The organism is Ruegeria sp. BC2, from assembly GCF_056539245.1.
Genome location: NZ_JBQFUQ010000001.1, coordinates 713,294 through 737,078 on the forward strand (window position 1 = coordinate 713,294; position 23,785 = coordinate 737,078).

Genomic DNA, 23,785 nt, shown 5'->3' on the forward strand with positions numbered 1-23,785 from the left:
ACCGAAATGAAACTTGTTCGCTACGGAGCCGCAGGGTCGGAAAAGCCTGCGTTGGTCGACTCTGCGGGTCAATTGCGGGATTTGTCCGCCCATGTCACCGATATCACCGGTGAAACGCTGGGCGACGCCGTGCTGGACAGGCTGCGCGCAATTGATCCCGAAAGCCTGCCGATTGTTGAAGGGGATCCGCGGATCGGAGCTTGCGTGGGCAAGATCGGAAAATTTCTGTGCATCGGACTGAACTACTCGGACCATGCTGCCGAAACGGGCGCGGATATTCCCAAGCATCCGATCCTTTTCTTCAAGGCAAATTCCGCCATCGTGGGGCCTTATGATGACGTTGTGATGCCGCGCGGGTCCACCCATACCGATTGGGAATGCGAGTTGGGTGTGGTGATCGGCAAAACGGCGAAATACGTCTCCAAGGCTGATGCTTTGGACTATGTCGCCGGTTATTGCATCGTCAATGACGTGTCCGAGCGGCATTTCCAGACGCAACTGACCGGACAATGGACCAAGGGCAAGTCCTGCGACACGTTCGGTCCGACCGGCCCGTGGCTGGGCACCCGCGATGAGGTTCCCGATCCTCAGGCGCTGGGCATGTCCCTGGATGTGAACGGTCAGCGTATGCAGACCGGAAACACGGCCACCATGATCTTTACCGTTGCCGAGATCATCGAGCATCTGAGCCAGTTGTTCACTCTTCATCCCGGTGATGTGATTTCGACCGGCACACCGCCCGGGGTCGGCATGGGGATCAAGCCCGATCCGGTCTATTTGAAGAAGGGCGACGTGATGGAACTGAGGATCGACGGGCTGGGCACGCAGCGGCAGAAGGTCAGTCAGGATGACTGAGCTGTTGCAGATCGGCGGGATTACCGACCGGATGAAAGATCGGCTGTCTACTGCATTTGATATTCGCCAGCTGGACGATTTTGATGCCGCGCGCGTCACGCATGTGGTCACGAACGGACATGACGGCGTGCCGCCCGACCTGATGGCCCAACTGACAAACCTGAAGATGATCAGCGTCTATGGGGTTGGATATGATGCGATCGATGCAACGGCTGCTGCAGCCCGCGGAGTTGTCGTCACGCACACACCGAATGTGCTGAACAACGAGGTCGCAACCACCGCCGTTCTGCTGATGCTGACCTGCTACCGAGAGCTTGTGCGCGACCATGAATACGTCCGGTCGGGACGATGGGAAACAGAAGGCAATGCCCCTTTGACCCGATCAGCCGACAATCAAAAGGTTGGGATTCTGGGGCTTGGTCGTATCGGCCAGGCGATTGCAGACAAACTGGCGCCGTGGTCGCCCGAAATCTTTTATCACACCCGCAGTCCCAAGGATGTGCCATACCGGTATTTCGACAATCTGGTCGACATGGCCGAACACGTGGATGTGCTGATTTGCATAACACCGGGCGGGCCGTCGACCAACAAGCTGGTCAACGCCGAGGTGATGCGGGCGTTGGGGGGCAGGGGCACGCTGATCAATGTCAGCCGAGGGTCCGTTGTTGACGAGGCGGCTTTGATTGAAGCGCTGCAAAGCGGTGCGCTTGGCTGGGCAGGGCTGGATGTTTTCGAGGATGAACCTCGCGTTCCACAAGCGTTGCGCGAGTTGCCAAACGTGGTTCTGTTGCCGCATGCGGGCAGTGCTACTGTCGAAACGCGTGCCGCGATGGGTGATCTGACGGTCGACAATCTGTTGCAACATCTCAAGGACGGATCGGTTCTGACCGCCGTGCCAGAATGCAAAGATCTGTGAATTGACCGCTTGGGCGCTCAGAACCCGTTGACCCGCTCGATCAGCCAATAGAGCGATATGCAGCCGATGGCATAGCCTGTTACGGGGGTGGCCAAGTGGGTCACCCAACCGGCGTTCCGTGGCGTGATAAGGCGCCACATCGCAATCAGAAGCGCGAGCACTGCGATAAAGGCAAGCTGACCGGCCTCGACGCCGATGTTGAAAGCCAGCAGCGCTGCAGGGATCTCTTGCGAAGGCAGGCCGATTTCAGCCAGAGCACCGGCAAAGCCAAGCCCATGCAGCAGGCCGAAACTGAAGCAGACGATCCACGGGTATTGCTCGGATAACCGCAGCTCGCCCTCTTTGTGCCTCAGGATTTCCAGAGCAAGGAATACGATGGACAAGGCAATAACGGCTTCGACGGGGCCGGCGGGCACGTTGAGAAACCCAAGCGTCGCCATCGCCAGCGTCAGCGAATGCGCGACTGTAAACGCGGTGATCGCACCGACCAACCGCCATGGGTTCCGCACCAGAACAAAAAGCGCAAAGACGAACAACAGGTGGTCCCAGCCGCCCAGAATGTGTTCGAAACCAAGCAGAAAGTAGCTGCTGAAAACCGACCAGATCGTAGGCTCCGCCGGAACCATCAATTCGGCCTCATCAGGCGTAAATCTGAGCGTCACGGGTTCAGTGTTCAGCGGTCGAACGCGCAGCAAGACATCGTTCTGCTGGCGCTCCAACCCGTCTATGGCCACAACATGGCCCGCGATTTCGGCATCACATTCTGCAATCCAAGAAGACACCCAAGCCTGGTTTTCCGCTGTTGGCTCCGGGCCATTTGCCGGCGCGCAATGGTCGGGCAGAACCGCATCGATCTCCATGGGTTGTCCGTTCACGTCGGGAATACGCCAAAGGATTCTCCAGGTGCCCGGCGCCAGTTCGTTCAGGTCCAGATAGCCGGGGTCAAGCGCGTGTGCTCGACCGAATTGTGGAACCATGCCCAGCCAGAAAGCCAGCAGAACAAAGAAGACCGTCTTCACGAGCCGCCCTCTGTGGTTTCGGGTGCCTCGACACGGTACCGGGCGGCGAGGCTTTCGTATTGAGCCTGCGCCAGGTCCTGAGCCTTCGCCCTGCGCCAATCGTTCAGAACGGAGTCGTAAATCTCGGCGAGCGGCGGAAGATAACCGGGCTTTGCTTCGGTCACGCGGACAAGATGTTGCCCGTATCCCGAGTTGATCGGACCGATCCAAATCATCGGCTCGCTCCCGTCAAGCTGTGACGCAAACCCGCGACCAAAGGTTGTGTCGATTGCACCCGCGGCTGTCAGTGGCATCGACCGCGCCAGCAAGGACGAAACGCCAAGGCCGGACCAATCCGCGCCACCGTTCAGCGCCTGCAGAGTATCGTCGACGACGTCCGGGTCTGGGGCATCACCCAGATAGATCTGATCAAACGCGATCAGGGTAGGGGTCGTGAAGCGGTCTGCGTTCTGGGCCAGATGCTCTTCTAAAACAGCCTCCTCGGGGGCGACCGAGGACGCAATTGCGGTAGTCAGAAACTCCATTTTTCGGGCAAGGCGGGCCCGGATCACCTGATCACCACGGTCCAAGCCCAGCTTTCGGGCCTCGCGCACAAGAATTTCTTCGCGGGTCCAGGAATCGATCAGCGCCTGCAACTCGGCGTCGGTGGGTTGGCGTTTCCAGCTGGCCTCGAACCGTGTTCTCAAAAGCGCGATGTCGTCGCTGTCTATTGTGATCGTTTCGGCCTCTTCCGGGGGCTCGGCCTCGTCGGATACAAGATAGAACCAGCCGAAAATGGCCAGCCCGATCAGAATGAAATGGAACAGCGGTTCTTTGTAAAAGCGCATGAAAGATCTGACCTGCTGGCAATTCGATACCCGATCGTTGATCCCAACGGCCCGTCATGTCAAATCGCCGATTTCAACTTGGGTGAAGATGTTGCAGCAACGACCCCGGCCCAAGGGCGCGATCCCACGCCCCCGGTTTCGGTCTTGGTTCATTCGCTGGCAGGCGTGTACCAGATCGGTGACGAATACGCACGTTCCTGATGGATCAACTGGGCCTCGGCCGGCAGATCGATTCCAAAACGAAGCTTGTCGTACAGCACCCAGCGCGGGGTCGGGATTTCCAGAACCCGCACGTAGTAGAATGCCCGCGCGTTGGGATCGAAGTCGGGATCCGTCCAAACGGTCACCAATTCCGATGCGCCGATCGAGTTGCTCCAGCTGGCGGTATCCAGATCGACGGTATTGCCGACTTCGGGAAGGTTGCCATTGGCATCCAGCGCACGATCGTCGGACCAGGCCACGTTGTAGACCTTTTCCTGAAGCGCGCCGTCTGCATCCAACCAGCCCTTGACGACCTGAACTCGATCAAGATTCGCACCGACGGGGTCGCGCAGCGCGCCGATCAGGAAAGTCGGTGCGCCTTCACCCTCGGGCGGACGCAGGTCACCGCCCATCGGCACGCCTTTGGTGTATCCCACATCGGCCACCAGACGCGTCAGCAGGTCGGACTCATCGAAATCCCATCCGCCGAAGAAACGAAGCCCGATGCGAGGCCCAGTCGTGGCGTATGTCTCGCGTCGCTTGAACGCGTCGAAAATGGCCGAGCGCGTATTCTCGGACGCCCAGACTGCGGTATAGCCCGATGCGACCAGCGTATGCCCCTCAAAGGCGCCCAGATCGCTTTCGACAAACGGGTGCAGAACGCGCGTAGCCGACGGCTCAGCGCTTACGGATTTGCCGAAATAGTTGTCTTCCTCGGCCGTTGCCAGCGACGTATGGCTGTCCGTCGCGCCGCCCATCCCGAACTTGTAGGGGTTCACGCCAAATTTCTCTTCAAGCATCAGCCCGCGCTTCAGCGCCTCGCGCGCGTATTCGCCGGCCAGCATGTCATCGGTTTTCAGCTCGGAGATATCGAGGTTCCCGACATCCCAGTTTTCATAGTCGGCAAATGGGTCGTCAGGGCTGAGATAGGGATGGGCTTCGCCGTCACCCTTGATCTGGGTGACCTCGTAATGCGGTTCCCACTTGGCGCGGTTCTGTACGTATTCCTCATCCACCTTGCCGCCGTGATAGGTGTCTTCGGTCGGGAACATCCAGCCGTTCGACAGATTGCCGTTATGCGCGAAAGCAACGGCACGGCCTCCGGTCTTGGCCTGGTACTCCTCGAGCCACTCGTAAAGTGCCTTCGGATCCGTGTTCCCATAGGGGGGCTGCGTGACCGGCGGCACCATCTGCAACGCACGGATCGGGCCATCGCGCAGCATGACGTTTCTATGCAGGTTGAATCCCTTGGGCACCGAGGTCCATTCGAAACCGATGAACGCTGTGAAATTGCCCGGGTCGTTGTGTCGTTCTGCGGCCATCACGATATGTTCCCAGGTAAACGCAAAGGCGTCCGCTCCGGGGCTGTATGATTCAAGCAGGTCTTCCGGAAGGGTCATCTGCGAGAAATTGGAAATGATGTCGAACGCCGCTTTGGCAGCTTCGTCCCCGCCCGCAGAGTATCCTTCGTACCATTCCAGACCCTTGGGATGTGCCAAGACCCCCGGCTTTCCGGCCTGCAGGTCCGGGGCAAACCCCATCAGGTCGGTGTGATCCGTGAGAACCATCCAATCCAGTGGGCGCGCAAGCCGAACCGGCTGTCCTGTCGACGAGATGACCTGTTGGCCTTTGGCAAATCGCCAGGCGTCATCCGGCAGCAGCGTGTTCCCGAACGTACCGGCGTCCAGTGACAACCCGGTGTGCAGGTGCGTGTCCCCCCAAAGAGGGCGCTCCGGGAATGTCCGGTTGGCATAGGGCGAGAACGGACGCTCGGCAAAGGTACCCTCTGCGGCTTCCTTGGTCGGCACAGCGTCGGCGAGAACGCCTGCCGGGCCGAGTGTCAGCAGCATTGAACAGACGTAGAGTCGCAGCATGAGAACCTCCCAATTCAACAGCTTCGAATTCAAAGAAACGGTTTTATGTCATAACATTCTAATATGACGATAGCATGCGAGTGGGGCCGACTGTCAATTCTGCCGGGTTCAGGAAGCCAGAAAAGCCTTGCACTCACGGAAGGGCGGGAGCCTTCGCCGCCGGTCTGTTTAAGTACGATCCGAAGAGTGCCGTGACTAAGGTGCGTCCGAGATTATCCGCGGTTTGGCCAGGCGGCTTTCCAGAAGATCTCCCGTCTCTTCGGCGATCGGGTAGGCCACAAAGGCCAGCGCCGCGTTGATTTGCTTCAATAGGCGCAGCGTCTCCTGGTGAATATTGGTTGTTTCGATGCTGGCCGGACCCCGACTTTGCAGGCGCTTCAGGTGTCGCTCCTGCAGGTATTGCTCTTCGATCCGGATGCGATCCTTTTCGGCGACCAATTGGCGGGCCGCCTCAGCGTCGCCGGTGGTCAGAATGCTCAGAGCCAACTGGCCGTTCGTTGTGATCTGATCGTGGAATTGTTCAATGTCGGTCAGACCTTCCTTGGAAAATGTGATGCCCTCGTCAGCCATTTTCTTCGCCAGGGCCACAAGGTTGACCGCGATCCGGTCGGCGGCCTCTTCAAGGTTGTTGGCCATCGACACCAGCTCGAGTGTCTTTTTCTCCTGCTGAGGTGTCAGATCGCCTTCCCGCAGTCGCGAGACGTAGATTTTGATGTCAAAATGCATGCGGTCGACATCGTTTTCCCGCAATTCGATGGTGCGGGCAAGTTCGGGGTCCCAGTTCCGGAACAGGTGAATGGTCGGCACCAGCATCGCCTGAACCGTTTCAGCCATGCGCAGCAGTTCGCGCTGTGCGCAGGCCAGCGCCAGAGGCACGTGGTCCAGTGCGCTGGGGTCCAATGCCGTCACGTTGTCGGCGGTGATGCTGGAGTGGCGGGGAACGAACGTGTCGGCCAACCGGATCAGCAGGTTGGTGAACGGCAGCGCAACGACCAGAAGGGCGACATTCATCGCAATGTGCAGCATCACCACCTGTAGACCGGGCGCTGTGCCGAACGCGGATATGTTCAGTACGCCGGTCAGCAGCAGGGCCAGCGCCACCAAAGTGACACAGGCCCGAGCCACCAGGTTGGCAAGGACGATCAACTTGGCCGGGCGCTCCTGCGACCAGAGCAGGGCGAATGAGATCACGGCGCCACCGAGATTGGCACCGATGACCAGTGCGGCGGCCACCGTGCCGCCAACCAGTGCTGACGCCGCGAATGTGGCAAAGGTCAGCACCGCGGCAAGGCTGGAATGCATGAGCCACGCCAGAATTGCGCCGACCACATAGGCGCTGATCAAGTCACTTTGAAAATATGCGGCAATGCTTTGAACGATTGGGCTGGCCCCGATTGGCACTGTGGCTTCGCGGATCATTCCAAGCGACAACAGCACCAGGGCAAAACCGATGGTGATGCGCCCGATTTGTTTCGTCCGCCGTCGACCGGCTTTCAAAAACACCACGACGCCGACCAGCAATGCGAATGGCATCACCGCCTGGACGGGCAGGGTCAGCACCTTTGCCATCAGGGCGGATCCCACCTCTGCCCCCAGCAGCAGCGCAAGGGCCGAGGGTGGGGCCAGCATGCCCGATACCGCGAATCCGGCTCCGATCAATGCAACTGCAGTCGAGCTTTGCATAAGCATCGCTGCCATACCGCCACCCAATGCAGCGGAGATTCGGTTTTCAGACAGGATTTTCAGGCCGCGTTTCAACTCGGGCAGGAACGCTCGTTCCACTCCGGTCCGGATCAACCGGACAGACCACAAAAGCAGGGCGACGCCGGCCGCCAGATGGGTGGCCAGCACGATCATGCGTTCAATACCTTGTTTGCGCTGCGCCGTTGCATGGCCAACATTTTGCCTTCCACAATGGGGTGAGTCCGACGATTTTCATCACCAGTTCGAGGGCAATGCAACAAAATATTTGCAAAAATGAGGTAAACGCCACAAAAGTTGATTATCGTCTAGCCGGGTCAATGAGATGTCAAAGGCCAAAACACGTCAGAAACACAGCAAGAAAGGGCGGGATCGGCTGAAAAAGTCCGATCGTCGCCAACGTATCCTGCTTGAGCTCAAGCTGCGCCCGCACGTGCGCATCAGTGATCTGGCCCGCAGTTTCGACGTATCCACTGAGACCGTCCGCAGGGATTTTGACGCGCTGGCCGAAGACGGCCTGATTGCGCGTGCGCACGGTGGCGCGTCGGCGCCGGTGCAAGGGCATTATCTCAGCCTGGACGAGCGCAATGTGGCCCGGGTTGCCGAACGCGAGCGGATAGGAAACGCCGCCGCTGGCCTTGTGCGTGAAGGTGAGACGGTGATGATCGACTCGGGCTCGACAACCGCTCAACTGGCGCGCTCATTGGCATATCGCGACATACGGTGCACTGTCATCACGAATTCTATTCCGGTGGCCGTGACACTGGGCGGCAGCGCGGCCGAGGTGATTGTTTGCCCCGGTGCTTATCTTGCCGCCGAGGCTGCCGTCGTTGGTTACGAAACGCTGGAGTTTCTGGGCCGGTTCAACGTCGATCGCTGCATGATCGGCGCGTCGGGATTGTCCGATGATGGCCCCAGCGAGCCGATCGGTGATATCGCCGCCGTCAAACGCGCGATGCTGGGCCGTTCTGCGGAACGCCATCTTCTGCTGGATGCCCAGAAGTTCAATCACAAGCAGTTGCACAAAGTGTGCGAACTGTCGGATTTGGACACGTTGATCGTCGACACGGTCCCGCCAAGCCAGTTGGCAGTGGCGCTGGGCGTGTCAGATGTCGAACTGTTGATCGCCGATCCTGCGCCCGAGCAGGCTTTGGCCTGAACCGTTGGGGTCCAGCCCGGGCCAGGACCAGCAGCGCAGAAGGCTAGGGGGCGCGACTGCGGTCTAAAACCTTGGCGCTGCCTTACCCCTAAGAAGCGTAGTCCGGCCGGGATCATCCCGACCGGATTGCCTGGGTATCAGGCCTCTTGCAGTAGCCGTTCGCTGATCTCCCACAGCTTTTCGGCTGATGCGTCATCGCACGCATGTGCGTTGACACCGAAATATCGGGCCGTCGGGCTGTTGGGGTCGGTCGGGGTAGCAATGTCAGCGTCCTCGCAATAAACCCCCGGTTTGCCAACCAGCTTTGGCGAAGTCGCCGCCCAAACCGTTGTTGACGCGCCCTGTTCTGGCGTCTTGAAACCCTCCTTGGCCAATTCGGACGGTTCGCCATCCGCGTTCAGCCAACCCAGTGCGATCATCTCTTCCTTCGGCAGGTGCCGTTGCAAAGGGGTGAAGATCCCACCGGGATGTACCGAAAACGCCAACCCGCCGGTCTCTGCCAAACGGCGCGACAGTGAGTTGGCAAACAACGCATTTGCGGTCTTTGCTTGGCCATAGGCCTGCCATTTGTCGTAGTCCGTCTTTTCGAACTGGATATCATCCCAATGCACGTCGCAAATCTTGTGTGCGGTCGAGGAAAGAGCAACGACCCGCGCGCCCGGCGTTTGCTCCAAAAGCGGCAGCAGCAACTTGGTCAGGGCAAAGTGGCCCATGTGGCAGATACCGAATTGGGATTCCCAACCGGGTCCAACACGGGCCTCGGGGCACGCCATGATCCCGGCGTTGTTGATCAGCAGATCCAGGTTTTGCAGGTCGCTGGATACCGTTTCGGTAAACCGTCGGACCGAACCAAGATCCGCCAGGTCCATCGGTGCGGTTCTGACATTGCCATCCACGCTCGCCAGGCTCTCTTGCGCTTTGGCTTCCGACCGTACTGGAACGATCACCGCGGCCCCCTTGTCGGCAAGGGCGCGGACGGTTTCGAGGCCAATACCGCTGTAGCCACCGGTTACGATTGCGGTCTTTCCGGTCAGGTCGATATCGGCCAGCACTTCGGCCGCCGTGCTTTTTGCGTGAAATCCTGAATTTGTAGGAACTTGGTCGGGAACTGCCATCAGGTATCCTTGCGATTTCGGGGGCAACATCGCCCGGTTGCATCATGGATGAACCTAACCTGTCCGCCTCGGGTGGGACACAGAGCTTCCTCCTCAACTCTTGCTCGATTCTCCGAAACCCAAGAGCAAAGCCTGCAGCTCAGGTCACGTGATCCCGGGTCAGTTCTCGGGGCGGAACGCCAAATTTCTTGGCGAACTCACGGCTAAATTGGGCCGGGCTTTCATACCCAACTGCATGCGCAACACTCGATACAGGCGTTCCCGTCTGCTGAAGCAGTTGGAAGGCCTCGGTCAGGCGTAGGTCTTTCTGGAACTGCAGCGGACTGTTGGCCGTCACCCGTTTGAAGGCGTCATAGAATACCGACGCGCTCATGCCCGAGATCGCGGCAAGGTCCGAGGCTTTGATCGTCGAGCGGTACTCTTTGCGGATATGCGCGATTGCCTTGGCAACCTGGTTGGCCTTGCTGTCCGCGCGGATGATACGGCGCAGCGCGCGCCCTTTGTCGCTGCGCAGAACCCGGAAATAAACCTCGCGGACGGCGGCGGCCCCCAGCGTTTGCTCTGCGATCGGATCTCGACGCAGACGGAAAAGACGTGTAAATGAATCAATAACTTCCGCGTCGGCCTGACCGCTTTCCAAGGCCGGACCCGCATCGTCCAGCGAGGTGCCGCCCATGTCGGTGTAGACGCCCCGCAATACGCGCATGTCGATGCCGATATACAGGGCGATGTAGGGGTGTTCGGGCGAGGCATCCACAAGGCCCGAGACCATTGGCAGGGCGCTTCCCACGACAATGACGTCCCCTGCGTCATAACGGACATGCTCGGTTCCGTACTGCACCGACTTGCTGCCCTGAAGCACCAGCCCGATCATGGGCTCAACGACCGAGCATGACGGGCGTTTGGATTGGCGCGTCTGGGCCAATACCATGTCCCGCACACCACAGGGCCAAAAGCCGTCATCCAGCTGGGCCTCGGTAATCAGCGCCTTGGCGTCGTCAAGGAGTCTCTGCAGTTCCAATGGGGTCTCTCCGGCCAGTCTGCCAAGACTACAACCTGCATTTTTCCGCACAAGAGTTTTGGTCTGACATTCGGAGGATCAGGCAAGTTCGCCGGAGAAACAGCTGACTGAATTTCCAGAGGCGTGCGGTTGACCGTCGCTGCCGAGATTGGGGGGCATCTGATCTGACCGGTCTAAGCACAAAGGTAACAGTGTTCGCAGCCTGATTGCTGCTAAGAGAACCCAGGCGAATTGTCCGAAGGGGCAGACCGGCTGCTATTCCGCCGCCGAAATCTCCCACGGTGGGCGATAGATGCAATCAGCCAGTGTTGCCCGGTTCAGGTCGTCAAAAAACGCTTGCTCGGCTTGCTTCAGCCGATCCTTCAAAAGGCAGCTTGGAGTCAGAGTGCACGCACTGCCATCGGCCGAGAAACACTCAACGATTGGTTGCCCGGTCTCCAGAGTGCGCACTACGTCGCCCAAGCGGATGTCCGACGCCGGGCGAGACAGGACGGCCCCGCCGCCACCGCCCCGTCGCGTTTTGAGGTATCCGGCATTGGCCAGCGCCGAAATGACCTTGGCGAGATGGGCGCGTGACACCTTGAATTCATCCGCCAGTTCGCCGGTTGAAAACGGGCGGTCCGGGCTGCCAGCCAGCCGCATCAGAATGCGGAGACCATAGTCAGTGAATGAGGTGAGGCGCATGGTCGCGTTTTCCAATCGGTATTTTCTATGCGTATTAGCAAAACAGAATGCGCAAATCAAATTCCGATTCGAGATGCTCGGGTCGTGAACCCTGAAAGCACGGACCATGACGAACTTCGATATGCACGAAGCTGATCTTGAGACAGACGCTCTAATTGATCACATCCTCACACGGTATCACGAAACACACCGGACCGAGCTTGAACAGCTTCAACATCTTGCCGAACGCGTGGCCTTGGTTCACCGAGACGACCCCCAAGCCCCCCGAGGGTTGGTCCGCGCCCTGGCCGAACTGGCGGCCGAAACGGAAACGCACATGGCAAAAGAAGAGATCGTCCTGTTTCCCGCCATGCGCATGGGCGGCATGGAAGGTATCGAAAACCCGATCCGGGTTATGCGCGCCGATCACGATGGCCACGCCGAGAGTATCGCTCTGATCCGGCATGTCACCCATGACCTGACACCGCCCGCACATGCCTGCGGGTCTTGGCGACGGCTTTACGATGGGCTGCGGAACCTTTTGGCGGATCTTGACCGGCACATGATGCTTGAAAACCAGGTCCTGTTTCCACGGTTCGAACGGTAGAGGGGATCAATCATGCTTCTTGCAGGTGTCGACGCAAGTGAGGCAGGCGGAACGGATCATTTGCTGGCGACAGTGGCCGCGCGATTGCAGGAAGAAGGTCTGTGCTTGCTCGGAGCGTTGCGTGTGAACATTCCGGATACTGGCGCCCAGTTTTGTGAGACAACGCTTGGACTGCTGCCGCATGGTCCCAATATCCGGATCACGCAGGATCTGGGTTCGGGCTCAGGCGCGTGTCGCATGGACGCCGGTGCGATCGAAGACGTGGTCGGCATCGCGACCGCTCGGTTGCGAGATGACGGTTGCGACATCGTTCTGCTGAACAAATTTGGTCTCAGTGAGGCCGAGGGGCGCGGATTTCGCACCCTCATTGCCGAGGCCTTGGCGCGGGATATTCCGGTCCTGATCGGCGTGAGCAAAACCCATCGCGCCGCCTTCGATCAGTTTGCCGGAGGAACCGCCAAACTCCTGCCGCCCATCGAGGACGTTGTGGTCGAATGGTGCCGATGCTCCATCGCGCAAGGCCGAAACACGGCGGCACCGGGTTGAACCCGCACAAATACAACAGCCAAACGGATGAGGCAGTACATGCAGCATATGGTGAGCCCAACACAGACAACGAACAGGCCAAGGCCGCCGGGACAGGCAATCGTTTCGCGTTTGGCCAGTTTGGCGGTTCAGCCCATTCTCGCGCGGGTGGTCCGTAGGGTCGCGCAGGAACACCCTGCGCTGTTTGCCCGACTTGGCCCGTATCAAAGCGCCGATTTCCTGATCGACCCGATCGAGCTGCCGTTCGCGCTGCATCTGCGTCCGGATCCTCAAAACCTGAGCTTTCGTGCCGTACCGCGGTCGATGCTGCCTGACGCAACAGCCATTATCCGAGGGCGGTTCCTGCTGCTGTTGGAGCTGGTTGATGCGGAACAGGACGGCGACGCGGCCTTTTTCTCGCGCGATCTGGAGATCACTGGAGATACCGAGGCCGTCGTCCGTTTGCGCAATGCATTGGACGACATGGATGGATCCATCGCTCAGGAGGCTGCGGACATGTTCGGCCCGCCTGGCCGCGCGATCCTGTCCCGGTTGCGTCGAAATTACCAAGAAGTAGAAGGAGCTACTGCTTCATGAGCCTCGCCGAATTGATATGCCCCGCCGGAACTCCCGCTGCCCTGCGCACAGCGGTCGATGCCGGGGCCGACGCCGTCTATTGCGGCTTTCAGGACGCCACCAACGCCCGGAATTTTCCGGGGCTGAATTTCACGCCGCAGGAATTGGAGGAGGCGGTCGCTTATGCCCATGCCAAGGGTGCCAAGGTCCTTCTGGCACTCAACACTTATCCCCCGGCGGGCAAGGTCGACCTTTGGCGGCACGCTGCCGACACCGGTGCGCGGATCGGCGTTGATGCCTTCATCGTGGCTGATATGGGCGTGGCCGACTACATCGCCCGAACCCATCCACAGATGCGCTTGCACCTGTCGGTACAGGCTGCAGCGTCGTCACCCGAGGCGATCCGCTACTATTGCGAGAATTTCGGTGTCAAACGCGTGGTCCTGCCCCGTATTTTGACCATCCCCGAAATCCAGCAGATCCGAAAAGAAATCCCCTGTGAGATCGAAACCTTCATCTTCGGAAATCACGGTCTGATGGTCGAAGGGCGCTGCAGCCTGACGAATTATCTGACTGGGCAGTCCACGAACCTCGATGGCGTCTGTTCGCCGGCGTCCGACGTGGAGTACGTGCGCGATGCCGATGGTTCGATGTCATCGAAGTTGGCTGGCTTTACCATCGACCGGTTCGGGCCAGATGAGAAGGCCGGTTATCCGACGATTTGCAAAGGCCGCTATCAGGTCGCACATCGTCCGGACGGGTACTATGCGTTCGAGGAACCGATCAGCCTGAACCTAGCCCGCCTTCTGCCTGAGTTGATCGATGCCGGGGTGCATGCGTTCAAGATCGAAGGGCGGCAAAGGTCCAAGAGTTATGTCCGGTCCGTGGTGTCTGCATTTCGAAACGCTGTCGACGATATCCGGGCGGGTCGCGAAGCGGATATCGGGAACCTCGTCGCACTGACCGAGGGTCAGAAACAGACGCAAGGCGCTTTTGCCACGAAGAAATGGCGGTGAAACGATGACGAAACTTACATTGGGCCCGATCGCCTATCACTGGTCGGCTGACCAACGCCGGGATTTCTATGCGCGTGTCGCCGACGAAGCTCCGGTGGATGAGGTCTATCTGGGCGAGGTCATCTGTTCAAAACGCGCCCCGTTTCAAGAGGCCGAACTGCCGTCCATCATCGAAAGGCTCGAACGCGCGGGTAAAAAGGTGATTTTGTCCTCCTTGGCCGAAGTGATGCTGAAGCGAGAGCGCAAGGCCACCGAAGACCTGTCTGAGATGGAGTCGCCCGAGATCGAAATCAACAACGCTGCGGGACTGTATGCACGCGGTACGCGACCGCATCGCATCGGCCCATTCATGAATGCCTATAACGAGGCCACAATCCGCTGGATGGCGTCAAAGGGGGCGACGCATGTCTGCCTGCCCACCGAGTTGCCAGCGCCCTCGATCGCCGTCGCGGCGCGAATGGCGCGCGACTTGGGTCTCGGGGTTGAAGTGCAGGTCTTTGGCCGGGCGTCGCTGGCCGTTTCGGCGCGGTGCTATCACGCGCGCTCGCACGGGCGGACAAAGGACAATTGCCAATTCGTCTGCGAAGAAGACCCCGACGGGATGCCACTGTGTACGAGGGATGAGCAGCCGATCCTGCGCATCAACGGGATCCAGACCCAATCCGAAGGGTATCTGATCCTGCTGCAGGAACTGCCCCAACTGGTTGCCGATGGTGTGAGCCATCTGCGATTGATGCCGCAGGCCGTGGACATGGTCGCCGTCGCCGAGGTTTACCGGGCGGTGCTGGATCAAAGCATGTCGACCGTGGCGGCCGAAGCCCGGTTGCAGCAGGTTTGTGCGGATACGCCGTTCAGCAATGGGTTCTACCACGGTCAGGCCGGCTACCGCAGGATAGCCCAGGCGTCCCTTGCATGATCGGAAACCATGCTGTCCTCGCCTCATCGGATAATGTTTCCTGCGGCGGGGGCGGCTGCCCTTCTGGGGGTGAGCGGCCTGTTTCTGGGGCAGGATTTCATCACCCATTGGTCGCCGTTGCCGGGGCTGTACGCCTGGCATGCGCATGAAATGCTGTTCGGCTTCGTCGGTGCGGCATTCGCGGGCTATTCGCTTACGGCGATGCGCAGCTGGCCTGGGAGCTATATTGTCACGCCGACCGGCAGTTTGTTGCTGTTCGCGCTTTGGGCGATGTCCCGATTGGCTGCCATCGGCGCGCTTGGAAGCGAACCCATGTTCATCGTCCCAACGGGCACGGCGTTCTTGCTCTTTCTCGCCGGTCGTCTCGCTTGGGCTGCACTGCGCGAGCGCGCGGTTGCCGGAGGGCTTCAGGCGCTTTTCGCCCTTTTGTTGTTCATCTGCCAGATTGCCTTTCTAACTGGGTCTGCGCCGTCCTTCTCCTCAGTTTTGCTTGTGGCACTTTTGGTGTCGGTTGTCGGTGGGCGCATGATCGCTGCTTTCACATGGAATTGGACGCACCAAAGCCCAACCGCCGCGCAAAAGTTTCGGTGCGCGAGGGCATTGGGGGACGCTTCGGCGGCAGCTCTGGCTTTGACTGCGGTGCTTTTCGGACTTGTTTCCGTCGCCGATGGTCCGCTTATCGGCGTCCTTCTTGTGATCTGCACCGGGTGCGAAGGTGGGCGTCTGTGGCTCTGGCATTCAACGGCAGTTCTTCAGGATGGATTGCTGGCGATGCTTCATATTGCCTTTGCGTGGTTGCCCGCTGGTCTGTCCCTGTTGGCGGCTTCGCTGTACTTCCCCGACTTGCTGGCGGCCCATGATGCGTTGCACGTTCTGACGGTCGGAGCGGTCAGCTGCGCGATCTATGCCGTAGCTGCCCGTGCGGTCGCGCGCCGTTGCGGCCGGCTGCGCCCCAGTGCGATCGATAGTATTGTATACGCTTTGCTGTGCCTTGCCGCGGTTTTGCGGACGTCCTCTGCAGACGTACCCGCGGCCCTGGCTTGGGGAGCGTGTTGGGCGGTGTTCCTCTGGCGGCACGTCCAAGCGCTGGGCCGCCCGCTCGAGCGACCCGTGTTCAGCGGTCGGGCCAGCAACAGGATGGATCCGGGTGTTGCCGATCAGTTGCCCTGATTGCGTGCCTCGAGCCGTTCAAGGTTCACGACGGTCGACAACATCAGCCGGTCATGGCTCCAATCCTGAGTCTGGCGGATCGTGGCTGCACCCAAGGCCAGCAGAACAGCAAACAGCAGGGCCGAACCCATGAAGATTGCCGGCAACGGTGCCGAGAACGAGGGCGCATCAGCCAGCGCGATCACGCGCTGTTTCAGAACCCGTTTTGCCTTGCCACCCGAGACCAGCGCCACGTTCAAAACCCGTGGCCGGCCTTGTGCGACGGTGCGGGCGCAATAGTCCAGCAGACAGTCGGTATAGTCGCGCGCGTCGATCCCGCGCCGGGTGACGACGGACTGGTCGCAGGCCAGTTCGCGCAATCGGCTGAACTGGTATTTCAAAACCCAGTAGGCGGGGTTCCAGAACAGCAGCGGTCGCACGGCCTCAAACGCAATCTCCCATTCGACATCCCGGGCGCGAACGTGCTGCAATTCATGCGCCAGGGCAAATCGCAGTTCACGGGGGGTGTCCAACAGATGGCTGGGCAGAACGACATGGCGGCGACGCGCCCCGCGTACGGCAAATGGAACCGTGATCCGATCGGACAAGCGGATGTCCACGTTGGCCGAACGCCGCCACAGGAAGCTGGATACCACCGTATCGCGGATCGCCAGCGCATCCCGGACGGTGCGGACCAGCATCCGGGCGGCGGCCAGGGCCAGCAGCACCAGCACGGCCGTCACAAGGGCGCTTTGTCCGGACAGAACCGTGTCAACCCAACGTTCGCGCGTGTTCAGCAGAGCTTCGAATTGTGTAGCCGGCATCGCGATTTCACCGCGCAAATACGCCGCTACTGCAATATCACCGATGGAAACGGCCTGACCCGGCCAGAAAAAACCGGCGGCTGCCGTGACCCCAAGGGCCAGAACAGGGCTGAGCATGACGCAGACGCACAGAACCTTCAACACGCGCAGCTGTGTCATGTAGTCGTGCCGAAGGCGCGTTCGGGCAACGGCCATGCGGGCGCCCAACCAGATGAGTACCGAAAGAACCAGCACCACGTTCAGGTCGAGAAATACATCGAGAACCGGTTTAACCGCTGTCATTTTGCAGTCTCCTCTCTACCAGTGCTCGAATTTCCTCCAGATCAGCTTCGGTCAGGCCGGCGTCATCGACAAGACGTGCCACCAGCGAGGCCGGGGTGTCATCGAACAACGTGCGGGACAGGTTCTGCAGCGACCGCGCCTGATAGGTGTCTTTTTCAAGCAGCGGGCGGTAGATCAGGGTTTTGCCGTCCTTGCGGCTTTGGACAAAACCCTTTTCATCCAGGATGCGCAGGATCGTTGCGCCCGAGGTATAGGCCAGGTTCCGCTCGGGCGGCAGCCGGTCCAGCACGTCGCGTACCGAGCCTTCGCCAAGTGCCCAGAGTTCGTTCATGAACTCCAGTTCGACCTCGGTCAGCAGATTTCCTGTCTTTCTCTTTCGCATCGGTCTCGGTGTCACCATTTTGCCTGTTATGCTTGCTAGACAAGCATCCTTTCGCGGTTACGCAAAGCCTAAACTTTCCAGAAAACGAAAATGCCCCAGCCGATCGACAGGAAAAGCGGGGTCCAGACCGGTTGGCCGACCAGCCCCAGCCAGGCCAGAAAGATGTAGGCCGAACCCAGCAGGGTGATGAACAGCCGGTCGCCCAACGTGGTGGTCAGGCCCAGCACGCCCCGGCGTTCGATCCCGTCGCGGAACTTGACCACCTCGAGCACGCCGATCAGGGCGATGGCCGAAAAGATGCCCACGAAAACCGCCAGCGTTGCCGGGGTCCAGGCCATCCAGAAGTCTGGCCACAGCGGGTCGGTCCAGGAAAAGCCCTTGGGTTCTTCCTGACCGACATTGCCCCAGCCGGCCTTGGCTTGCGCCAGCGCCGATGACGGGGCGAGCAGGGAAAGGGAGAGAAGGAGTTTGCGCATGTCGAACCTCATACACGTCCCATCGCGAAGCCGCGCGCGATGTAGTTGCGGACAAACCAGATGACTATGGCGCCGGGGATGATGGTCAGGGTGCCGGCGGCGGCCAGCAGGCCCAGCTCGTAGCCGGCGCTGGACGCGGTGCGGGTCATCACGGCGGCGATGGGTTTGGCCTCGACCGCCGTCAGGGTCTTGGCCAGCAGCATTTCCACCCACGAGAACATGAAGCAGAAGAACGCCGCCACGCCGACGCCCGCCTTGATATTGGGCAGGAAGATCGTGACGAAGAACCGCGGGAAGGAATAGCCGTCGACATAGGCGGTTTCATCCAGCTCTTTCGGAATGCCGCGCATGAAGCCTTCCAAGATCCACACCGCCAGCGGCACGTTGAACAGCGTGTGCGCCAGCGCCACAGCCAGGTAGGTGTCGAATAGATGGATCGACGAATACAGCTGGAAGAAGGGCAGGGCGAACACGGCCGCCGGGGCCATGCGGTTGGTCAGCAGCCAGAAAAACAGCTGCTTGTCGCCCAGGAACCGATAGCGCGAGAACGCGTAGGCCGCGGGCAAGGCCACGCAGACCGAAAGCACCGTGTTGATCGTCACGTAGGTGATCGAGTTGATATAGCCCCAATACCACGTCGGATCGGTGAAGATGGTGATGTAATTCTCCAGCGTAAAGGTCTGGGGAAAAAGGGAAAAGCCTGACAGGATCTCGTTCGTGGTCTTGAAGGACATCGCCACCAGCCAATAGATTGGCAGCATCAGGAACGCGATATACAGGATCGGGATGAGAGACCGCTTCTTCATTGCGCGTCATCCTTTGTCATGAGGGTGTAGAAGACCCAGGAAACCAGCAGCGTGATGGCGAAATAGATCAGGCTCATCGCGGCCGCGGGGCCAAGGTCGAACTGTCCCAGCGCGATCTTCACCAGGTCGATCGACAGCAGAGTGGTCGAGTTGCCGGGGCCGCCCCCGGTCAAAACGAAGGGTTCGGTGTAGATGTTGAAACTGTCCATGAACCGCAGCAGCACCGCGATGGTCAGAACCGTCTTCATCTTGGGCAGCTGGATATAGCGGAACACCGACCAGGGGCTTGCCCCGTCGATCTTGGCCGCCTGGTAATAGGCGTCAGGGATCGAAACCAGACCAGCATAGCACAGCAGCACCATCAACGAGGTCCAGTGCCAGACATCCATCACCACGATGGTGATCCAGGCCGACAGCGGCTGTTGGGTCATGTCATAGTTGATGCCCAGCACGTCGTTCAGGAAATACCCCAGCAGGCCGATCTTGGGCAGGGTGAAGATGTTCCACATCGAGCCGACCACGTTCCACGGGATCAGCATCGGCAGGGCCATCAGGACCAGGCAGACCGGCACCCAAAAGCCCTTGCGCGGCATCGACAAGGCCACGATGATGCCCAGCGGCACCTCGATCATCAGGATCAGCGCGGTGAACAGGAACTGCCGCCCCAGCGCCGCCTGGAACCGGTCGGACCGCAGGATCTGTTCGAACCAGCCCAGCCCTTCCCAGAAGAACTGGTTGTTGCCAAAGGTTTCCTGCACCGAGTAGTTGACCACCGTCATCATCGGCACCAGCGCGTTGAACGCCACCAGCGCCAGCACCGGCAGGACAAAGAACCACGCTTTCTGGTTTTCCGTTCTCATCGGGCGCGCTCCTCGGTTGCGATCCAGCCGTCGCGATACACGCGCGTCTGTTCAGGTTTGAATTTCAGAAAGACTTGCGATCCGGGCTCGGGGGGCGCGTGTTCGGTCACCGCCTTCAACGCGGTGTTGCCGACCATGGCACTGACCACAAAATGCCGGCCGATATCGGCCACCTTGGTGACATGGGCCGGAATGCCCTCGGGGCCGAAACCCACATATTCGGGCCGGATGCCCAGATCTGTGCGGCCGCCACTGCCGCTGACCGGACCTTCCAGCGCCACCTCGTGCCCTTCGAACAGGGCGCGGTCGCCGCGGGCCTCGCAGGGCAGTACGTTCATGCCGGGCGAGCCGATGAAATGGCCCACGAACGTGTGCTGCGGGCGTTCGAACAGCTCGACCGGGGTGCCGATCTGGACCACTTCGCCTTCCTGCATCACCACGACCTCGTCGGCGAAGGTCAGCGCTTCGGTCTGGTCGTGGGTGACATAGATCATCGTCGCCTTGACGCGCTGGTGCAGCTCTTTCAGCTTGGACCGCAGCTTCCATTTCAGATGCGGGTCGATCACGGTCAATGGCTCGTCGAACATCACCGCGTTCACGTCGTCGCGGACCAGACCGCGCCCCATCGAGATCTTCTGCTTGTTGTCCGGGCTGAGGCCGCTCGCGCGGGTGTTCAGCATGTCGGTGACATCCAGCATCTCGGCGATCTCGTCGACGCGGCGCTTGATCGTCGCGGGATCGACGCCGCGGTTCTTGAGCGGAAAGGCCAGGTTTTCGCCCACGGTCATCGTGTCGTAGATCACCGGGAACTGGAACACCTGCGCGATGTTGCGCTGATCGGGGGGCAGGGCGGTCACGTCGCGGTCGTCGAACAGGATCTGCCCCTCGGATGGGGTCAGCAGCCCCGAGATGATGTTCAGCAGCGTGGACTTGCCGCAGCCCGATGGCCCCAGCAGAGCATAGGCCCCGCCATCACGCCAGGTCACGTCGATCTCCTTCAGCGCATAGTCCTGCGGGCCTTGCGGCGACGGCATGTAGCTGTGTTTGAGGTTTGCAAGCTTGATCTGTGCCATGTCAGGCCACCCTTTTGCCGTCTTGGCCGAAATACCGGCAATGGGCCGGGTTCATGTAGAATGTGTGGTCCTCGCCCACCTGATAGGGGTGGACCCCTGCGGCCAGAGACACCCAGGCGTCCTCGCCATGCTGGAAATGCGCGCTGGAGTCGGACCCGGACAGCTCGGTCACGATCACGCGCCCGGTCAGTTCGACATCATCGGCCGATGCGCGCACGGGGGTGACGCGGTGCGGGCGCACGGCGACCTTGTATTCCCCGTCGGACAGGCTGATGCCTTCGCTCAGCCGCCATGTGCCGCCACCGGCCAACTGAACCTGGCCACCGGTGATCGTGACGCGGGCCACGTTGATGGGCGGATCGGAGAACACCCGCGCGGCCGCGAGGTTTTCCGGGTTGCGATAGATGTCCGCGGTCGGGCCGAACTGGGTCACGCGGCCGTCTTCCATCAAGGCGGTGTAGCCGCCCAGCAGCAGCGCCTCTTCGGGTTCGGAGGTGGCATAGACCACCACGGCGCCGCGCCCGGCGAACAGCTCGGGCAGTTGCTCGCGCAGTTCCTCGCGCAGCTTGTAGTCCAGATTGGCCAGCGGCTCGTCCAGGAACACGGCGCGGCTGTCCTTGGCGATGGCGCGGGCCAGTGCGGTGCGTTGCTGTTGACCGCCCGACAGTTCATGCGGACGACGGTGCAGCATCGGGCGCAGTTGCAGCAGGTCAGCGGCTTCTTCCACGCGGCCTTCGATCTCGGATTGCGCCATTCCGGCCACGCGCAGGGGCGAGGCGATGTTGTCGAATACAGTCATATGCGGGTAGTTCACGAAGAACTGGTGCACGAGGCTGATCTTGCGTTTTTGTGTGCTCAGCCGGGTCACGTCCTGCCCATCCATCAGGACCTTGCCCGAGGCAATCGGATCCAGGCCGGCCATCATCTTGATCAGAGAGGTCTTGCCCGACCCGGTCGCGCCCAGCAGCACGTTGAAATGGCCGGTCTGCAGCGTCAGGGACGTGGGTTTGATATGGGTAACGGTGCCGACCCGCTTGGTTGCGTTTTGTAGTTCGATCATGTCCGTGGGTTCCGATCCCGCAGCGCGTGGCAACGCTGTTTGGTCTTGGTTGGTAAGGGGCGCCGGTACCGGCGCCCCCCGGGGAGTAGTGGCTTACTGGGACTGCCAGCGTGCCACCAGTTCGTCGTAGTTGACGGTCTGGCCTTGCGGCTTCTCGTTCTCCAGCTTGGCTTTCGGCGCGCCCGGCTTCTCCAGCCAGAAGGCCGGATCCTGCGGTTCGTTCAGGCGCGGACCACAGCCGCCATAGACACCGGCGCTTTCATCCGCGGCCTGCATGCGGGCCATGGTGATGTCCATCTCTTCAGCCAGACGGTCCATCGCCTCTTGCGGGGTGAAGGCGCCCGAGTTCACGTCACCGATCTGCTGCCACCAGATTTGGGCCAGCTTCGGATAGTCGGGAACGTTGATGCCGGTCGGCGACCAGGCCACACGGTCGGGCGAGCGATAGAACTCGACCAGACCACCCAGCTTGGGTGCGCGTTCGGTGAAGGACTCGTGGTTGACCGAGCTGTCGCGGATGAAGGTCAGGCCCACATGGGACTTCTTCACATCGACAGTCTTGGACGTCACGAACTGAGCGTACAGCCACGCGGCCTGTGCCCGATCCGACGGGGTGGACTTCAGGAAAGTCCACGATCCCACGTCCTGATAGCCAACCTTCTGGCCTTCTTCCCAATAGGGGCCATGCGGGCTGGGCGCCATCCGCCACAGCGGGTTGCCCTCATCATCGACGGTATTGTTGCCTTCGGACTTGGGCTTGACCATGTCGGCGGTAAAGGCCGTGTACCAGAAAATCTGCTGGGCCACGTTGCCTTGCGACAGAGCGGGCAGCGACTGGTAGAAGTCGTAGGACGCCGCACCCGGAGGCGCATAGGCCCGCAACCACTCGTCCCATTTGCGGATCGCGTAAACGGCCGCCGGGCCGTTTGCGGCACCACCCCGCGACACCGAGGCGCCGACCGGGTTACAAGTGCCCGCTTCCATGCGGATGCCCCATTCGTCGACGGGCACACCGTTCGGCTCGCCCTTGTCGCCGGCACCGGCCATCGACAGCCAGGCGTCGGTCATCCGCCAGCCAAGGTCAGGCGCGCGCTTGCCGTAGTCCATGTGGCCATAGATCGCGACACCGTCGACTTCCTTCACGTCATTGGTGAAGAATTCGGCGATATCCTCGTAGGCAGACCAGTTGACCGGAACGCCCAGATCATAGCCGTATTTTTCCTTGAATGCGGCCTTGTTGGCTTCGTCATCGAACCAGTCCTTGCGGAACCAGTACAGGTTGGCGAATTGCTGGTCGGGCAGCTGGTACAGCTTGCCGTCGGGACCGGTGGTGAACTGGATACCCATGAAGTCATCCAGGTCCAGCGTCGGCGAGGTTGTCGCCGCCCAATCACCCGCCATCATGTCCGACAGGGGATAGGCCAGTTGCAGGCGCGAGTGCGTACCGATCAAGTCACTGTCGTTGACATAGCCGTCATACAGGTTCCGTCCGGTCTGCATCTGCGTCTGAACGGCCTGAACGACCTCACCTTCACCCAGGATCTGGTGGTTGACCTTGATGCCGGTGATTTCCTCGAACGCCTTCGTCAGAACTTCGGATTCATACGAGTGGGTCGGGATACCTTCGGACAGAACGTTGATCTCCATCCCGGCATACGGTTCGGCAGCCTTGATGAACCACTGCATTTCCGCCATCTGCTCGTCTTTCGACAAGGTGGATGGTTGGAATTCGTCGTCGACCCAGCGCTGTGCTGCGGCTTCGTCGGCCCAAACAGGACCGTGCCCCGCAATGACGGCAGCCGCCGCCACTGCGGACAAAAGATGTTTCCGCATCTTTCTCCTCCCAAAATTTATGGTTCTCCGGCGCGAACCGGATGACGAA

General features: G+C 60.4%; 24 protein-coding genes. 9 read left to right on the forward strand and 15 right to left on the reverse strand.

The genetic code is table 11. The annotated features are described in order from the left end of the window. Window positions 1-6 precede the first annotated feature (6 nt). Both ACR0CU_RS03470 and ACR0CU_RS03475 read left to right on the forward strand, forming a co-directional pair. On the forward strand, window positions 7-855 hold the full coding sequence (locus ACR0CU_RS03470; RefSeq protein ID WP_170445309.1) for a fumarylacetoacetate hydrolase family protein: 849 nt from the start codon (window positions 7-9) through the stop codon (window positions 853-855). Further along, the gene (locus ACR0CU_RS03475) at window positions 848-1,771 is read left to right on the forward strand and encodes a 2-hydroxyacid dehydrogenase (RefSeq protein ID WP_170445313.1); all 924 of its coding nucleotides are present in this window, start codon (window positions 848-850) and stop codon (window positions 1,769-1,771) included. The genes ACR0CU_RS03470 and ACR0CU_RS03475 overlap by 8 nt, the downstream gene beginning before the upstream one ends. Window positions 1,772-1,788: 17 nt before the next feature. On the opposite strand, the gene ACR0CU_RS03480 is transcribed toward ACR0CU_RS03475, so the two are convergent. The 4 genes from ACR0CU_RS03480 to ACR0CU_RS03495 all read right to left on the reverse strand — a co-directional run bounded on the left by ACR0CU_RS03480 (window position 1,789) and on the right by ACR0CU_RS03495 (window position 7,549). Beyond that, the gene (locus ACR0CU_RS03480) at window positions 1,789-2,790 is read right to left on the reverse strand and encodes a HupE/UreJ family protein (protein ID WP_480642470.1); all 1,002 of its coding nucleotides are present in this window, start codon (window positions 2,788-2,790) and stop codon (window positions 1,789-1,791) included. Next, entirely contained in the window at window positions 2,787-3,617 is an 831-nt protein-coding gene (locus ACR0CU_RS03485; RefSeq protein ID WP_170445316.1) for a peptidyl-prolyl cis-trans isomerase, read from the reverse strand. Before ACR0CU_RS03485 ends, ACR0CU_RS03480 begins: the two co-directional genes overlap by 4 nt. 149 nt (window positions 3,618-3,766) lie before the next feature. Then, window positions 3,767-5,692, reverse strand: coding sequence for a DUF3604 domain-containing protein (locus tag ACR0CU_RS03490; RefSeq protein ID WP_244952398.1), 1,926 nt, complete (start codon window positions 5,690-5,692; stop codon window positions 3,767-3,769). A 195-nt stretch (window positions 5,693-5,887) separates the two neighbouring features. Continuing rightward, window positions 5,888-7,549, reverse strand: a complete 1,662-nt coding sequence (locus tag ACR0CU_RS03495) for a Na/Pi cotransporter family protein (RefSeq protein ID WP_170445320.1) — start codon at window positions 7,547-7,549, stop codon at window positions 5,888-5,890. A gap of 169 nt (window positions 7,550-7,718) precedes the next feature. On the opposite strand from ACR0CU_RS03495, the gene ACR0CU_RS03500 reads away from it, so the two are divergent. Continuing rightward, the gene (locus ACR0CU_RS03500) at window positions 7,719-8,552 is read left to right on the forward strand and encodes a DeoR/GlpR family DNA-binding transcription regulator (RefSeq protein ID WP_170445323.1); all 834 of its coding nucleotides are present in this window, start codon (window positions 7,719-7,721) and stop codon (window positions 8,550-8,552) included. A 137-nt stretch (window positions 8,553-8,689) separates the two neighbouring features. Here ACR0CU_RS03500 and ACR0CU_RS03505 read toward each other — a convergent pair whose 3' ends face one another. The 3 genes from ACR0CU_RS03505 to ACR0CU_RS03515 all read right to left on the reverse strand — a co-directional run bounded on the left by ACR0CU_RS03505 (window position 8,690) and on the right by ACR0CU_RS03515 (window position 11,372). Beyond that, window positions 8,690-9,667 carry an oxidoreductase gene (locus ACR0CU_RS03505; RefSeq protein ID WP_170445326.1) on the reverse strand — a complete coding sequence of 326 codons (978 nt, stop codon included), beginning with the start codon at window positions 9,665-9,667 and terminating at the stop codon, window positions 8,690-8,692. Window positions 9,668-9,806: 139 nt separating this feature from the next. Next, window positions 9,807-10,688: an AraC family transcriptional regulator gene (locus ACR0CU_RS03510; RefSeq protein ID WP_170445329.1), complete on the reverse strand. Its 882-nt coding sequence runs from the start codon at window positions 10,686-10,688 to the stop codon at window positions 9,807-9,809. Window positions 10,689-10,943: 255 nt separating this feature from the next. Then, window positions 10,944-11,372 carry an RrF2 family transcriptional regulator gene (locus ACR0CU_RS03515; protein WP_170339775.1) on the reverse strand — a complete coding sequence of 143 codons (429 nt, stop codon included), beginning with the start codon at window positions 11,370-11,372 and terminating at the stop codon, window positions 10,944-10,946. Window positions 11,373-11,478: 106 nt separating this feature from the next. On the opposite strand from ACR0CU_RS03515, the gene ACR0CU_RS03520 reads away from it, so the two are divergent. Genes ACR0CU_RS03520 through ACR0CU_RS03545 form a run of 6 tightly spaced genes read left to right on the forward strand, consistent with a single transcriptional unit; the run spans window position 11,479 to window position 16,161 of the window. Further along, window positions 11,479-11,958, forward strand: a complete 480-nt coding sequence (locus ACR0CU_RS03520) for a hemerythrin domain-containing protein (protein ID WP_254430267.1) — start codon at window positions 11,479-11,481, stop codon at window positions 11,956-11,958. A gap of 12 nt (window positions 11,959-11,970) precedes the next feature. Beyond that, a complete protein-coding gene (locus ACR0CU_RS03525) occupies window positions 11,971-12,504 on the forward strand; it encodes a DUF2478 domain-containing protein (RefSeq protein ID WP_170403838.1) in 534 nt (177 codons plus the stop codon). A 48-nt stretch (window positions 12,505-12,552) separates the two neighbouring features. Beyond that, window positions 12,553-13,080, forward strand: a complete 528-nt coding sequence (gene ubiT, locus ACR0CU_RS03530) for a ubiquinone anaerobic biosynthesis accessory factor UbiT (protein WP_170419623.1) — start codon at window positions 12,553-12,555, stop codon at window positions 13,078-13,080. Next, a complete protein-coding gene (ubiU, locus tag ACR0CU_RS03535; protein WP_170445334.1) occupies window positions 13,077-14,075 on the forward strand; it encodes a ubiquinone anaerobic biosynthesis protein UbiU in 999 nt (332 codons plus the stop codon). The genes ubiT and ubiU overlap by 4 nt, the downstream gene beginning before the upstream one ends. A gap of 4 nt (window positions 14,076-14,079) precedes the next feature. Next, a complete protein-coding gene (ubiV, locus tag ACR0CU_RS03540) occupies window positions 14,080-14,991 on the forward strand; it encodes a ubiquinone anaerobic biosynthesis protein UbiV (protein ID WP_170445336.1) in 912 nt (303 codons plus the stop codon). Between the two features lie 9 nt (window positions 14,992-15,000). Next, window positions 15,001-16,161 carry an NnrS family protein gene (locus tag ACR0CU_RS03545; RefSeq protein ID WP_170445338.1) on the forward strand — a complete coding sequence of 387 codons (1,161 nt, stop codon included), beginning with the start codon at window positions 15,001-15,003 and terminating at the stop codon, window positions 16,159-16,161. Here ACR0CU_RS03545 and ACR0CU_RS03550 read toward each other — a convergent pair. From ACR0CU_RS03550 to ACR0CU_RS03585, 8 genes are all read right to left on the reverse strand, one after another. After that, the gene (locus ACR0CU_RS03550; RefSeq protein WP_170445340.1) at window positions 16,149-17,246 is read right to left on the reverse strand and encodes a M56 family metallopeptidase; all 1,098 of its coding nucleotides are present in this window, start codon (window positions 17,244-17,246) and stop codon (window positions 16,149-16,151) included. The two genes, ACR0CU_RS03545 and ACR0CU_RS03550, sit on opposite strands and share 13 nt — an antisense overlap. Beyond that, on the reverse strand, window positions 17,233-17,628 hold the full coding sequence (locus ACR0CU_RS03555; RefSeq protein WP_005983946.1) for a BlaI/MecI/CopY family transcriptional regulator: 396 nt from the start codon (window positions 17,626-17,628) through the stop codon (window positions 17,233-17,235). The genes ACR0CU_RS03550 and ACR0CU_RS03555 overlap by 14 nt, the downstream gene beginning before the upstream one ends. A gap of 68 nt (window positions 17,629-17,696) precedes the next feature. Continuing rightward, window positions 17,697-17,966 carry a DUF2160 domain-containing protein gene (locus ACR0CU_RS03560; protein ID WP_370797609.1) on the reverse strand — a complete coding sequence of 90 codons (270 nt, stop codon included), beginning with the start codon at window positions 17,964-17,966 and terminating at the stop codon, window positions 17,697-17,699. Window positions 17,967-18,112: 146 nt separating this feature from the next. Further along, the gene (locus ACR0CU_RS03565) at window positions 18,113-18,910 is read right to left on the reverse strand and encodes a carbohydrate ABC transporter permease (RefSeq protein WP_170339760.1); all 798 of its coding nucleotides are present in this window, start codon (window positions 18,908-18,910) and stop codon (window positions 18,113-18,115) included. Beyond that, window positions 18,907-19,770: a carbohydrate ABC transporter permease gene (locus tag ACR0CU_RS03570; RefSeq protein WP_480642477.1), complete on the reverse strand. Its 864-nt coding sequence runs from the start codon at window positions 19,768-19,770 to the stop codon at window positions 18,907-18,909. The genes ACR0CU_RS03565 and ACR0CU_RS03570 overlap by 4 nt, the downstream gene beginning before the upstream one ends. Then, window positions 19,767-20,843, reverse strand: a complete 1,077-nt coding sequence (locus tag ACR0CU_RS03575) for an ABC transporter ATP-binding protein (protein WP_170368276.1) — start codon at window positions 20,841-20,843, stop codon at window positions 19,767-19,769. Before ACR0CU_RS03575 ends, ACR0CU_RS03570 begins: the two co-directional genes overlap by 4 nt. A gap of 1 nt (window position 20,844) precedes the next feature. After that, complete coding sequence (locus ACR0CU_RS03580; protein ID WP_170371295.1) at window positions 20,845-21,903, reverse strand: ABC transporter ATP-binding protein; 1,059 nt, start codon at window positions 21,901-21,903, stop codon at window positions 20,845-20,847. Window positions 21,904-21,996: 93 nt separating this feature from the next. Continuing rightward, the gene (locus ACR0CU_RS03585) at window positions 21,997-23,736 is read right to left on the reverse strand and encodes an ABC transporter substrate-binding protein (RefSeq protein ID WP_170339174.1); all 1,740 of its coding nucleotides are present in this window, start codon (window positions 23,734-23,736) and stop codon (window positions 21,997-21,999) included. Window positions 23,737-23,785: the final 49 nt, after the last annotated feature.

Excerpts from the sequence above, each read along its gene's own strand:
- ACR0CU_RS03470 (WP_170445309.1), top strand. The coding sequence starts at position 7 with ATGAAACTTGTTCGCTACGGAGCCGCAGGGTCGGAAAAGCCTGCGTTG.
- ACR0CU_RS03475 (WP_170445313.1), top strand. The coding sequence starts at position 848 with ATGACTGAGCTGTTGCAGATCGGCGGGATTACCGACCGGATGAAAGAT.
- ACR0CU_RS03485 (WP_170445316.1), bottom strand. The coding sequence starts at position 3,617 with ATGCGCTTTTACAAAGAACCGCTGTTCCATTTCATTCTGATCGGGCTG.
- ACR0CU_RS03490 (WP_244952398.1), bottom strand. The coding sequence starts at position 5,692 with ATGCTGCGACTCTACGTCTGTTCAATGCTGCTGACACTCGGCCCGGCA.
- ACR0CU_RS03495 (WP_170445320.1), bottom strand. The coding sequence starts at position 7,549 with ATGATCGTGCTGGCCACCCATCTGGCGGCCGGCGTCGCCCTGCTTTTG.
- ACR0CU_RS03500 (WP_170445323.1), top strand. The coding sequence starts at position 7,719 with ATGTCAAAGGCCAAAACACGTCAGAAACACAGCAAGAAAGGGCGGGAT.
- ACR0CU_RS03505 (WP_170445326.1), bottom strand. The coding sequence starts at position 9,667 with ATGGCAGTTCCCGACCAAGTTCCTACAAATTCAGGATTTCACGCAAAA.
- ACR0CU_RS03515 (WP_170339775.1), bottom strand. The coding sequence starts at position 11,372 with ATGCGCCTCACCTCATTCACTGACTATGGTCTCCGCATTCTGATGCGG.
- ACR0CU_RS03520 (WP_254430267.1), top strand. The coding sequence starts at position 11,479 with ATGACGAACTTCGATATGCACGAAGCTGATCTTGAGACAGACGCTCTA.
- ACR0CU_RS03525 (WP_170403838.1), top strand. The coding sequence starts at position 11,971 with ATGCTTCTTGCAGGTGTCGACGCAAGTGAGGCAGGCGGAACGGATCAT.
- ubiT (WP_170419623.1), top strand. The coding sequence starts at position 12,553 with ATGGTGAGCCCAACACAGACAACGAACAGGCCAAGGCCGCCGGGACAG.
- ubiU (WP_170445334.1), top strand. The coding sequence starts at position 13,077 with ATGAGCCTCGCCGAATTGATATGCCCCGCCGGAACTCCCGCTGCCCTG.
- ubiV (WP_170445336.1), top strand. The coding sequence starts at position 14,080 with ATGACGAAACTTACATTGGGCCCGATCGCCTATCACTGGTCGGCTGAC.
- ACR0CU_RS03545 (WP_170445338.1), top strand. The coding sequence starts at position 15,001 with ATGCTGTCCTCGCCTCATCGGATAATGTTTCCTGCGGCGGGGGCGGCT.
- ACR0CU_RS03550 (WP_170445340.1), bottom strand. The coding sequence starts at position 17,246 with ATGACAGCGGTTAAACCGGTTCTCGATGTATTTCTCGACCTGAACGTG.
- ACR0CU_RS03555 (WP_005983946.1), bottom strand. The coding sequence starts at position 17,628 with ATGCGAAAGAGAAAGACAGGAAATCTGCTGACCGAGGTCGAACTGGAG.
- ACR0CU_RS03560 (WP_370797609.1), bottom strand. The coding sequence starts at position 17,966 with ATGGCCTGGACCCCGGCAACGCTGGCGGTTTTCGTGGGCATCTTTTCG.
- ACR0CU_RS03565 (WP_170339760.1), bottom strand. The coding sequence starts at position 18,910 with ATGAAGAAGCGGTCTCTCATCCCGATCCTGTATATCGCGTTCCTGATG.
- ACR0CU_RS03570 (WP_480642477.1), bottom strand. The coding sequence starts at position 19,770 with ATGAGAACGGAAAACCAGAAAGCGTGGTTCTTTGTCCTGCCGGTGCTG.
- ACR0CU_RS03575 (WP_170368276.1), bottom strand. The coding sequence starts at position 20,843 with ATGGCACAGATCAAGCTTGCAAACCTCAAACACAGCTACATGCCGTCG.
- ACR0CU_RS03580 (WP_170371295.1), bottom strand. The coding sequence starts at position 21,903 with ATGATCGAACTACAAAACGCAACCAAGCGGGTCGGCACCGTTACCCAT.
- ACR0CU_RS03585 (WP_170339174.1), bottom strand. The coding sequence starts at position 23,736 with ATGCGGAAACATCTTTTGTCCGCAGTGGCGGCGGCTGCCGTCATTGCG.